Origin of the sequence: Coprococcus sp. RTP21204st1_G4_RTP21204_210225, from assembly GCF_040915385.1 — a bacterium.
Lineage (GTDB): Bacteria > Bacillota > Clostridia > Lachnospirales > Lachnospiraceae > Allocoprococcus > Allocoprococcus comes.
Genome location: NZ_JBCPDP010000034.1, coordinates 1 through 10383 on the forward strand (window position 1 = coordinate 1; position 10383 = coordinate 10383).

The 10383-nt window shown below is 56.8% G+C and carries 9 protein-coding genes; all 9 read right to left on the reverse strand.

Translation table 11 applies throughout. The annotated features are described in order from the left end of the window. Positions 1–3272, reverse strand: a 3272-nt coding sequence (locus AB5213_RS16450) for a VaFE repeat-containing surface-anchored protein (RefSeq protein ID WP_368276968.1), incomplete at its 3' end; no start/stop codon positions are given. Positions 3273–3359: 87 nt separating this feature from the next. Continuing rightward, positions 3360–3983: a hypothetical protein gene (locus AB5213_RS16455; protein WP_195488379.1), complete on the reverse strand. Its 624-nt coding sequence runs from the start codon at positions 3981–3983 to the stop codon at positions 3360–3362. 24 nt (positions 3984–4007) lie between these two features. Continuing rightward, the gene (locus tag AB5213_RS16460) at positions 4008–4538 is read right to left on the reverse strand and encodes a hypothetical protein (RefSeq protein WP_055155918.1); all 531 of its coding nucleotides are present in this window, start codon (positions 4536–4538) and stop codon (positions 4008–4010) included. Positions 4539–4687: 149 nt separating this feature from the next. Beyond that, positions 4688–5446 (reverse strand): DUF4313 domain-containing protein, encoded by a 759-nt coding sequence (locus AB5213_RS16465; protein WP_368276969.1) that lies wholly within the window; start codon positions 5444–5446, stop codon positions 4688–4690. 21 nt (positions 5447–5467) lie between these two features. Then, positions 5468–7654, reverse strand: a complete 2187-nt coding sequence (locus tag AB5213_RS16470; RefSeq protein ID WP_368276970.1) for a DNA topoisomerase — start codon at positions 7652–7654, stop codon at positions 5468–5470. Between the two features lie 24 nt (positions 7655–7678). Beyond that, positions 7679–8350: a hypothetical protein gene (locus tag AB5213_RS16475; protein WP_368276971.1), complete on the reverse strand. Its 672-nt coding sequence runs from the start codon at positions 8348–8350 to the stop codon at positions 7679–7681. 24 nt (positions 8351–8374) lie between these two features. Further along, positions 8375–9124: a hypothetical protein gene (locus AB5213_RS16480; protein WP_368276972.1), complete on the reverse strand. Its 750-nt coding sequence runs from the start codon at positions 9122–9124 to the stop codon at positions 8375–8377. 91 nt (positions 9125–9215) lie between these two features. Next, positions 9216–10061 (reverse strand): DUF3846 domain-containing protein, encoded by an 846-nt coding sequence (locus tag AB5213_RS16485; RefSeq protein WP_368276973.1) that lies wholly within the window; start codon positions 10059–10061, stop codon positions 9216–9218. After that, the coding region (locus AB5213_RS16490; protein ID WP_368276974.1) for a hypothetical protein at positions 10062–10383 on the reverse strand (322 nt) is incomplete at its 5' end.

Sequence of the window (10383 nt, forward strand, 5' to 3'; positions counted from 1 at the left end):
TGCTTCTTGGTGACCTTGCCGTCCTTGTCGGTGACCTTCTCGTAGAGGGTGCCGGAAACCTTGTAGGTCTTGCCGGGTGTCACGTTCATGTAATGGACGGTATCGACGATGGTGGCATTATCCTCACCGATGAGGTTCTTATCACCATCAAGGGCATCCGTTGCGGTAGTGGAGAGCTTGGGCTTCGTGATGATGACAGTCTGGCCGGAATCATTCACGTCGGCATGGGAAGCAATCTCATTGTCGTTGTAGGACAGGGACTCGAAGGCAACGAGAGAGGTACCTTCCTTGAGCGAACTGCCATCGAAGTAGAAGGTCACATCGACGTTTCCGTAGGAGTCCTCTGCGGTAAAGTTTGCTTCCGCAGTGACGGGGGTACCGTCCTTGTCTTTGAATACCTTCTTCGTGACCTTTCCGTTCTTGTCAAGAACCTTCTCGTAGAGGGTACCGATGACCTTGTAGGTCTTGCCGGGGGTCACGTTGTTGTAGTGGACGGTATCGCGGACAGCGACATTTTCCTCGCCCGTAACCGTCTTGTCACCGTCGGCAGCATCGACGGCGGTGGTGCCGATAACGGGAGCCTTCACGGTAACGGTCTGGTCAATGTCGTTGATATCCTTGTGGTCGGCAATCTCGATACCGTTCGTGGAAAGGGTCTCGAAGGCGATGAGCTTGGTGCCGGTCTTGATGCTGCTGGCATTGAAGGTGAAGGTCACGGTCGCGGTACCGCTTTCGGCTTCCGCCGTGAACTCAGCAGTCGCGGTGACGGGGTTGCCGTCGGCATCCACGAAAGCCTTCTTGGTGGACTTGTCCATAAGGGTTCCCGTGAGCGTGTAGGTCTGCCCGGCGGTAAGCCCGGTGTAACGGACATAATCGGTAACGGTAACATCACCCTCAGCGGTGACGGACTTGCTATTGTCCGCATCGCCCACAGCGCTTGTCGAGAGCTTCGGCGTGAGCACGGTCACCTGCTGGGAAACGTCGGATTTGTTCCTATGCTCGGCGAGCTTCGCACCCTTTGCATCGGTAAGCGTCTCATAGACCACGAGGGTCTTCCCCTTGAGGTCGTAGGAATCGAAAGCGTAGTCAAGCGTGACGGAACCTGCGGAGTCCTCAGCCGTGAAGGTCTTTTCAGCAGTGATAGCCTGACCGTTAACCGTGACAGCATCGCCGGTAGCGGCATCATGCAGTTCACCGATGACGGTGTAGGTCTTACCCGCGACGAGATGGCTGTACTCTACCTTGTCGGAAATCTTGACGGTGCCGACCCCAACGTAATGGTCGCTATCAGAAGCGTCGTAGGCGGTGGTGTGGATTTCCGGCTCCGGGTCATCGAAGGTGCCGAGGTCGATAGTCTTGGCATCACGGGTCACAGTAACAGTCGTGTTGATGAGCGCATAGCCCTCATTAGCGGAGCAGCGAAGCTCTTCAATGGAATAGGTGTCAAAGGGCAGGGCACCGAGCTTGTTGTCCGCCTTGACGGCATCGGAGGTGGAAGTGGTGCCATTCCCATCGAGCGCGCTGTTGTTGCCGAACCAGAAACCGGCGTTAGCATCGAGCTTTGTGCTGTCGATGGTGTCGCTTGCGGTCAGCGCCCAATCGTTCGCGTTGGTGTTCGAGTCATGCGCGTTCCAAGAGGACGCGGAGCTGAAATAGCCGTTCTCATCGGTCACAGCGATATGGGACTCGCCGGTAGTGAGGGAGGTCACCTTGAAGGGCACGCCTGCAAGGTGCTCGGAACCGTTATCGGCCTTTTTCGTGAACTCGATATCGGAGCGGTAGACCTGCTCGGCAACCTCCGGGACGTTGTAAGTACGAACGGCACCTGTGGTCGGATTCTCCTGAATCTTCTGGAAGGATACATCGTCGGACTTCACATAGCCTGTGGGTGCCTTGGTCTCACGAATGACGACAGTGCCGCGTGGGATGCACGGGTCGTTGTTGGAGTTGTAGTAGAAGGCATCGCCGGAAACAAAATCGTCGGCCTTGAAGTTGGCGATTCCGTTTTCGTTCGTCTTGAACGTCCAAGAACGTGTCGGCTTCACGTCGGCGTTTTTAAGGTCATCGTAGCTCTTGTAGTCAAGGGTGGCGTAGTAATCGACGGTGAACTCGGCACCTGCAAGGGTGGCGGAACCCTGCGGGAGGTTACCAGCGCCGTTATAGGTCTTCTGGCCGTCGTATTTACCAAGGAGCATAGCCATAGGGTCATTTGCGGGATTGTCGCTGACTGAGAGCTTCACAGGCGAGGATTCGCGATTCGCACCGGAAACATCTGCGGTGTAAACCTGCGAATCGGTGAAATATCCCTTGGGAGCCTTGGTCTCCTTCACATAGTAGCGTCCGGGGTTGAGCGAGACGGTGTTCGCGTTCCCGCTTACGTTCGTCGTAAGGGTCGCTACCTTGTTCGAGCAGTTGGAGTCAGTGTAGACCCCATATTCGGCACCTGCGAGGGAATAGCAGTCATTGGCATCGGTAAGGGTCTTATTTGAGGAGTCCTTATGCAGTGTCAGATATCCCTTGTGCAACGTCTTGATGACACGGTAGTAGCGAACGGGATACTTGGGCGTGATTTTGGAAATCACGTTGCCGCCTGCGGAGTTCGGGAAATAGCCCTTTACAATACCGTCCGCGTGGCTGGAAGAGTGCCAGAAAAGGTCTTCCGAGCTGTTGCTGCCCCAGAAGAAGCCGATATGGCAGTCTGAATTGCTATGATTCCAGTCCGCCGGCTCCATGTAGATGATATCGCCCTTCTCAAGGATACCGGACGCGAGCATCTGCTCTTTGGAGCTGAATGTGTAGCTGACGGCATTGTTGTCGCGGCAATACTCATCCCATTTAAATGCGTTCGTCTCGTTACCCCTGTTGTAGCCGTCCTTGGCGGTATAGTTTCCGATGATGGATGTATTCGCTCCACAGGCACGGAGGACGGCAACCACAAAACCGGTGCAGTTCATATAGGCACCGCTACCGTACTCGCCCTTCGGTTTCCAGCAGTCCCAAGTGTCGATTGCGCCGCCCTCGCCATGAGGCCCTTTGTTGCCATATGGCGTGGTGAGGTAATACTCGTCGTTCTCGTGCTGGGAGAGCACGGACTCGACCGTCTTGGTGGCACCGAGTGCTTGGTCGATGGTCTGACCGGCAGCATAGGCGCTAACACCCGATTTCTGCGCGGCATAGGCAAGCCCGGTGGGGCAGGCCGATTGGAAGATGAGCACTGCGGTCATGACCGCAGTGAGCACCTTAGATTTCTTGATTCGTCCGAGAATCTTCATGTGTTCTTTTCTCCTTCCTTGTTTGCGTGGTTTTCTGTAGCTTCGTTGGTGGTTCGTTTGAACTGCGTTTCTCGTTTCGTTCTATCTCTAACCGAAGTCATATCTGCCGATAGCTCCGGTGTTGTCTTCCTCGTTTTGACCTTCCCCGTCATCGTCCACAAAACCCTCGTCCTGAGAGATTTCTGCATCGCGGATGCGCTCGATGGCGGATTCGGTGTAGCCCATGATGCGGGCAATCTCATCATCCGAGTGCGTCGGGTGCGCGTGTTTCAAGTAGTCGAACACGGCGATGGCGCGACGGTTGATGGATTGCACTGTGGCATCGGAGTAACACAGCTGCTCCATGGCGAAGAACCGCTCACCGTTTATCAGCTCATCGCCCTCCCGCCACAGGAGCTTTTCGCCGTCCTTCTTGAGCCAGACCACATCGTCCAGCTCATCTGGCGAGACGAGGAGCATGGCGCTCCCGACCTGACGGGTGGCGGCGGGAACCTTGGTGCCCTCAAGGGTCACCTGCCCGCCTGCGTGCTGCGGATTTCCGTCATACCAGTGCTCTGCGAGGATGATGCCGTTTTCCTCAAGGGCACCGAGGTAGAGGTTCCAGTCGGTAAGGATGTTCGTTCCCTTCGCGCGGAACGGCTCGGAGTTCGTCTGGGCAGACGAGTCGAACTTCTCGTAGCGGAAGGACTTGTAGAGCACCTCGATTACCATGGACTGTCACCTCTTTCCTCTGTACTACTGGGCAATATCCTGTCCGGTTCGCGACTTGGTGGACTTGGCGGGGTCATCGCCTGCGAGCGCGTCCTTCCCGGTCTCCATGTCGCGCGCTTCGCCCGCAAGGCTCACGCCGTCCTTTGCGGCGGCACGCTCTGCGGCTTTTTCGGCCTTATAGGAGTCCTGCGCCACCTTGAGTGCGTGGGTGAGGTCGGTGGCCTTCACCTCATAGCGCTGATACGGGTGCTCGGCATCGTCCTTCTTCCCCGTCCAGATGGGCACCGGCTCGTCCTTCTTGAACGAGACCGTGGCGCGTCCCTTTTCGAGCATGTCCTTCTTCATGTAGTCGGAGAGGAACACATCGGTTGAAAAGCCGCTCACGTCGATGCCGTTCACCTTCGTCCCCTTGGGGAAGGAAACGAAGCACTTCTCGAAGGTGCGCCCGTCACTTGTCTGAATGTCGTGGGGCGTGAGGAAGGCGGCGGGCATGTTGATTTTGGCGTAGTTGTCTGCCTTGGGAGCCTGCTCTGGCTCCGGTGTCTTCTTGGGCATGTTTTTTCATCCTTTCTGTCTGTGCGGAACGGGTAGTCCCGCGCGGTGTGTATACGGTATCCGATTTTAGCACAATGGTGTGTTTTGGCTGCTTAGGATAGCTGTCGGCGAACGGATGCAAGTCCGGTTCGAGAGAAAGCGGCTCATGCCTATCGCACCCCCTTCACATGGTTCATGGGTTGTTCCGCGCGGGTCGTATCGCAGGTTTCGAGCACGGCGCTTCCGGAAGCGCAGTCATGGGATTCGGCGTTCAGGTCGTAACCGCTTTCCAAGGCATCCGTGAACTCGCTGCCGTATACGTTTTCGAGTGCCGCGTGGCACGCGCCCCGCATCTCGGCAAGGCTGCTGTGGTCTGCCGATACAAACTCGTTTAAGTCGCGCATGTTGTCCATGACTTCGGTATCGAAGGTGAAGGCCGGGTAGGAACAGAATCCCGAACGCATGAACTGGCCGGTGAAGGCTCCGAGCTGGGAGATTTTCGAGAGCATCGCTTCTCCCATGTTATTGGTGTCGAGGAAAACGGTCGCGTCCTGTTGCAGCGGGGAACCGAAGTTCACGGTAACGCTGCTCCAAGGCTGACCGAACGATTCGTCGGTTGGGTCGGAGAGATAGGCGGTCACTGCAAGGTTTCCGTCCGCATAGGACTCCCTGACGAGTTCGACCTGCTGGGTGTATCCGAAGGCATCGAAGGAGAACTCGATGCCCGATTTCTCACTGTCGTTTCCTCGCAGGTTCCCGGAAAGCATGTCCGGGGAGAGCGGTATGGCAGGGCGGTCTGGTGCGGATGTGGTCGTATCGTAGGGCACTTCCGGGGTCTGGGCTTCGGGCGCGTGGGGCATGGAAGCCTGCCCGAAATCCATGTTCCGAATATCCTCGGGAAGCATATCCGGTGATAGGAGTGTTGCCATGTCATTCCTTCCTTTCTGCCGCTACCTGCGGCCTTTTTTCGTGGGTTTTCTCGGTGTGAAAATGGGTTCTACCGACCCATCCTTTTGAAGAACGACTTTGCAATCGAAGGTCTTCCCGGCCTTGGACTTGCAGCCCCTTAGCGAGACCGCCTTCCCGTCAAGAAGGGATGCGGCCTGCTTCTCGGTGAACTTCTTGGTGCAGAAGCCGAACAGCTTGAACCCGCAGCCCGCGACCTCCTTCCAAGTGCCGTCTTCCTGCTTCTCGTTCTTGATGGAGGAGCAGGCGTAGATGGAGCCGGTCTTTATAACGTCCTTGCCGCACCTCGGACACTTGCCCACTACGGTCTTTCCGGTGCCTGCGATGGATGCGCCCACGTAGGCGGTCTCGCGGTGGTGATTGAAGACCTCGATGACGGAATCTTGCAGGGCGTTCACGTCCGCCTTGCCGTCTGCGATATCCTGTTGGATGAGCCACCATCTTGCGGTCACGTCTGCACCGCGAATCTCCGGCGGGAGGAGTGCGTAGAACGCCTTGGCCTTATCGGTCGCTCGAACCTTTCCCTTTCGTTCCTCAAGGTAGCCACGGGTTTTCAGACCCTCGATGATGGAGGAGCGGGTGGCCGTCGTTCCGATACCGCCGTGTTCGCCCTTCTTGCCGTCATCCTTACGCTTAAGGATTTCCCGGATTTCCGGGTCTTTGACGTACTTCGCGATGGATGCCATGTCTGTGATGAGGGTGCCCTCCGTATAGGGTGCGGGCGGGGTGGTCTCCCCTTCCGTGATTGAGCAGGAGATACCGGCAAGGGTGTGGCTTCCTGCGGGAACCCATGGGTTCCCCGTATCGGAATCCTCTCTGACGCGGCTGTTCGAGATGTTCGGGAAGACAGCCGTGAACCCCGCGTCCGAAAGGCGCTTCGCGGTGAGCTTAAGCACTCCGCCATCCACACTTACCGTGCTCTCGCTCACGTCGTACACGGCGGGAGGAAGAAATTGCACCGCATAGCGCTCACAGATGGCGGTGTAGACCTTGGCTTCGTCCGGTTCCATCGCGGACACGGGCGCATCCGCTTCCTGCGGGATGATGCCGTGGTGGGCGGTCACGTTCCCATCGTTGAACGCCTTGGAGTGGAGCCGGTAATCCAAAGGCCAGCGCACGCCGAGGTTCTTCATCGCCTGCGCAAGGACTGCCGGTGCCTGCTCTCGATGCTCTTCCTTGAGGTATTGGGAATCGGAGCGGTTGTAGGTGATGGCTTTGTACTTATCACGCAAATCCTGCGTGATTTGCTGAGTCTGCGCGGCAGTGAAGCCGAAGCGCTCGCTCATGTCGGAAAGCAGCACGGTCAAGTTGTAGGGAAGCGGCGGGTTCTCCTGCTTTTTCGATACGGTCGTTTCAAAGTGCAGGTCGCGTCCGTCGAGCTTTTCCTTAAGGGCTTCCAGCGTATGCCGCTCGAACAGATGCTTCTCACCGGCAAGCAGCTCCTTTCCCGGCAGATACTTGAAGGTGAGTTCTCCGGCATCCGAATCACCGCTTGCAAACAGCTCGTAGAACTTTCGGGTGACGTGGCGGGCGATGGTTTCGTCGCGTTTCACCACAAGCCCCAGTGTCGGGGTCTGCACGCGTCCGACGGTGAACAGGCCGTCGAGACGCTTGGTGGCGAGTCTCGTCTCGTTCACGCCGAAGCACATATCCGCCATCTGTCGGGCATAGGCGGCGTTGCCAGCACCCCGGCAGGAGTCGTTGGGCACGAGCTTGTCGAATGCCTTCACGATGTTCTTCTCGATGTTGTCGTTCACGTAGACGCGCTCGACCTTACCGGCGTAGCCGAGGTAGTCCAAAAGCTCGTCCACGATAAGCTGCCCCTCATCGTCCGGGTCACCGGCGGCGATGACGGAATCGCAAGTTTTAAGGAGTCCCGCAATCTGGTCTATGAGGGGCTTCTTGCTCTCTCCGGTCTTCTTATCGACCGCCGGTTCCTTCGGCCAGTCGTGAACCTCGATAGGGAGTACATCAAGGCTCCAAGGCATTCCCCATTTTGGGTCGATGGCATCCGGTTTTACCAGTTCCAAAAGGTGGCCGGCGCAGGCACAGACCGTGTAGCCGTTTCCCGAGATGGGAAGGCGGGCGCTTTCGGACACCTCTTTTCCCGTGATGGCGCGGGCGATATCGCGGGCGAGCATCGGCTTTTCCGCGATGACTAATTTGCTCATATGGTTTCCTTCCTTTCTAGTTTGCTAGGCTTCTGGGACTGAAAAGGCTGGGATATCGTCATCGTCATCATCGAACTCATAGTCGAAGGTATCGTTTGGAACTCCATGGGTATAGGCGGGCGCTTCGGCTTCGCGTAGGTACTTAAAGTCGATGAGACGGGAGGTCAGGCTCGCTTTGAGGGAGATGCGACGGATGGCCGGAAGATGATTTACCGAGTCCCAACAGAGCAGGGCGAAGTCCTCGCAGCCGACGAGTCCTTTGCGGTCTGCCGGTTTCATGCCGTCGGAGTTTCGCCTGTACTTGCTCGGCACCCAAAGATACTGATCGTATTCCGCTACATAACTGTATGCTTTTCCTTCTTCAATTTGGACGAATATAAGGTCGAGGGCGGACTTGAAGTTCTCATCGTTTTCACACGCATCTGCACCGGAGAGGAGTACGGCTAGGCTTTTCAAAGAGAGGTCTTTGCGCGGAAACCATTCCACGAGAAGCCCGACGAGTGCCATGAGATAGTTGCGTTCCGCACGGTCGGCAATCGCGAGTTCTGGCGAAAGCTCGTCCGTGATGCGCAGAAAATCGCGGCACCATTCGGCAACATCCTTATTGGTTCTAAGCTCTTCGATGGGCTTCATGTTAGGAACGACCTTCCTGTTCGAGGTTTTCGGTGTTTTCCCTTTTTTCTTCTTGAAGAACATGCTTTGAAATCTCCTGACCCGTATCTATCCAAGGCACTTCGGACGTTGCAGAATCCTGTCAATATCGAGACCGGAGCAATTTTCCGCAAGCGGAAGCCCGGATAGGTCTTCAAGCGCTTCGATTTTCCTGCCGCTTACGAACACGAAGGCATCCATATCCCGTAACAGGGCGAAGTAACGGATGAAGTTCTGCCTGCTGTAGACGCTCAAGACCATATTCGTCTCCACTTCGCGCTCCCCGTAGTTTCCCGTGCCGTCCGGCTTGATGCCTGCGATGAGCGGGGTGTCGTAGGCATCGGTCGCGAGAAGGATGGCAAGCAGAACATCCTCCCTGGTCGGGCTGTTGGCGAGAACCACCGGGGAAGCAAGAAGCTCGGGAAAACGCTTTACCTGTTCGATGGAGAAGCCGTGCCGGTGGGGGTTGTAATCGGATTTCGGTGTGAGAGCCTGAAAGAGATGCTTCTGCGTGTAGAGCATGGGGCGCTGCTCGAACCCGGTCTTCAAGAATATCTCCGGCGTGTCGCAGACTTTCAGGGCATCGTAGGGGCTGTATGCGCCGCAGGCGGCAAGGTCAACTTCGTGTCCGAACCGCAGGTACTCGCTGCATCTGTTCGCATAGGCTTCTTGTGCTTTTACATTTCCGTTCCCATCCTTAATGTGGGCGATGCCGCACGTGTCGAGATAGGTCAGGCGTTCATTATCCGGCATCGCCACGGAGTTCTCGTACTCGCAGATGGTCGTGATAATCTCGGAGCCTTTTTCTGCTTTCATCATTCGCACCTCCCGTTCTTTTTCGCATTTGTGGAGATGCCGCTCCCATATGGGATGCGGCATCCTGTCTTTCAATTTTTTGTCACTTCTGGTTCTATCCGATGTTCTGGTTATCCTTTCCGGGCGCATCCCTTGCAGGTGCATCCGCCGCGAGCGACCGGCTCTCCCCTGTCTCTGGGTCGAACCCCACGGCTACGATATCGCCGTTTAGAACGGTGTAGAAATCCCCCATCTCCACGACCTTCGAGTAATCGAGCTGGGAGAGATACCCGGCTTTTGCCATCTCCTCGGTGGCGAAAATGGCACGATTTGGCGGGCAGGTGAACAGACCCTCCCCGTTCACATAAAGGGAAACCTCCTCGCCGAAAGCGATATCGAAAGTCTCGATATTTCCACCCACCAGCGCTTGCAACGATTTTAAGGTGGAGCCGTTTTTATCCGGCAGAAGGGTCACCTCGCGCGGAGGTTCGCCGGTGGCGATGAGCATGGCACGGATACCCTGTTCTTCGGGAGTGCCGAGCGCGTCTTCGGGAAGCGGTGCGCCGCCTTCGTTCTGGATAAAGGCGGAAAGCTCCACGCGGGCGCGGTTCATCGTCGAAAAATGGTTTGCGACCTCGTAGCGGCTCGCAAGCTGCTCCCGGAGCAGGACTTTCAGGAGAGGAATCCGGTATTCGTCACCGGCTGTTTCCTTGAAATCACCGATGGGGTCGTAATCCGGGTTGCCCCAATCGGAGCGGAATCCGCCGTCTTGCAGCACGCGGCGCACGTACTCCTCCGGCTGCTCATCGAGATTCAGGTATCCGGTGAGGGTTGCCCAAGTATCCCCCTCCGGCCAAGCGAAGGCATAGGTGAAGGATTCCTTATCCGTCTGTTTGGCGAAGCCTGCGCCCCCGCCTTCCCTGCCGAACAGGGAACCTATCTCCTTGAAAGTATCGGTCATCTATTCCATCTCCTTGTTCTGATTGATTTTTTGGGTGCTATCGAGTCCCGCCTGCTCCGCAAGTGCTTCCTTGCCGGATGCCATGTCACGGGACTCGGACTTGACACCGGTTTCGGCAACCAGTGCCTTCTCGGGTTCCGCCTGTGCCAGCAGATGCTCCTTCATGGATTCCAGAGCCGGAAACGGGGTGCCGTCCCTAGCTTCCGCGAGCAGATAGCGCATCTGCTGGGAGGTAAGGGCTGGGGTGTGCATAAGGATTGTGGAGACCTTTGCCATAGTGGCATCGGAAAACTCTGCCGCCGTTGCATCGAAGACGGCCATG

Coding starts and splice junctions, on each gene's coding strand:
- AB5213_RS16455 (WP_195488379.1), bottom strand. CDS start 3,983: ATGGTAATCGAGGTGCTCTACAAGTCCTTCCGCTACGAGAAGTTCGAC.
- AB5213_RS16465 (WP_368276969.1), bottom strand. CDS start 5,446: ATGGCAACACTCCTATCACCGGATATGCTTCCCGAGGATATTCGGAAC.
- AB5213_RS16480 (WP_368276972.1), bottom strand. CDS start 9,124: ATGATGAAAGCAGAAAAAGGCTCCGAGATTATCACGACCATCTGCGAG.
- AB5213_RS16475 (WP_368276971.1), bottom strand. CDS start 8,350: ATGTTCTTCAAGAAGAAAAAAGGGAAAACACCGAAAACCTCGAACAGG.
- AB5213_RS16470 (WP_368276970.1), bottom strand. CDS start 7,654: ATGAGCAAATTAGTCATCGCGGAAAAGCCGATGCTCGCCCGCGATATC.
- AB5213_RS16485 (WP_368276973.1), bottom strand. CDS start 10,061: ATGACCGATACTTTCAAGGAGATAGGTTCCCTGTTCGGCAGGGAAGGC.
- AB5213_RS16460 (WP_055155918.1), bottom strand. CDS start 4,538: ATGCCCAAGAAGACACCGGAGCCAGAGCAGGCTCCCAAGGCAGACAAC.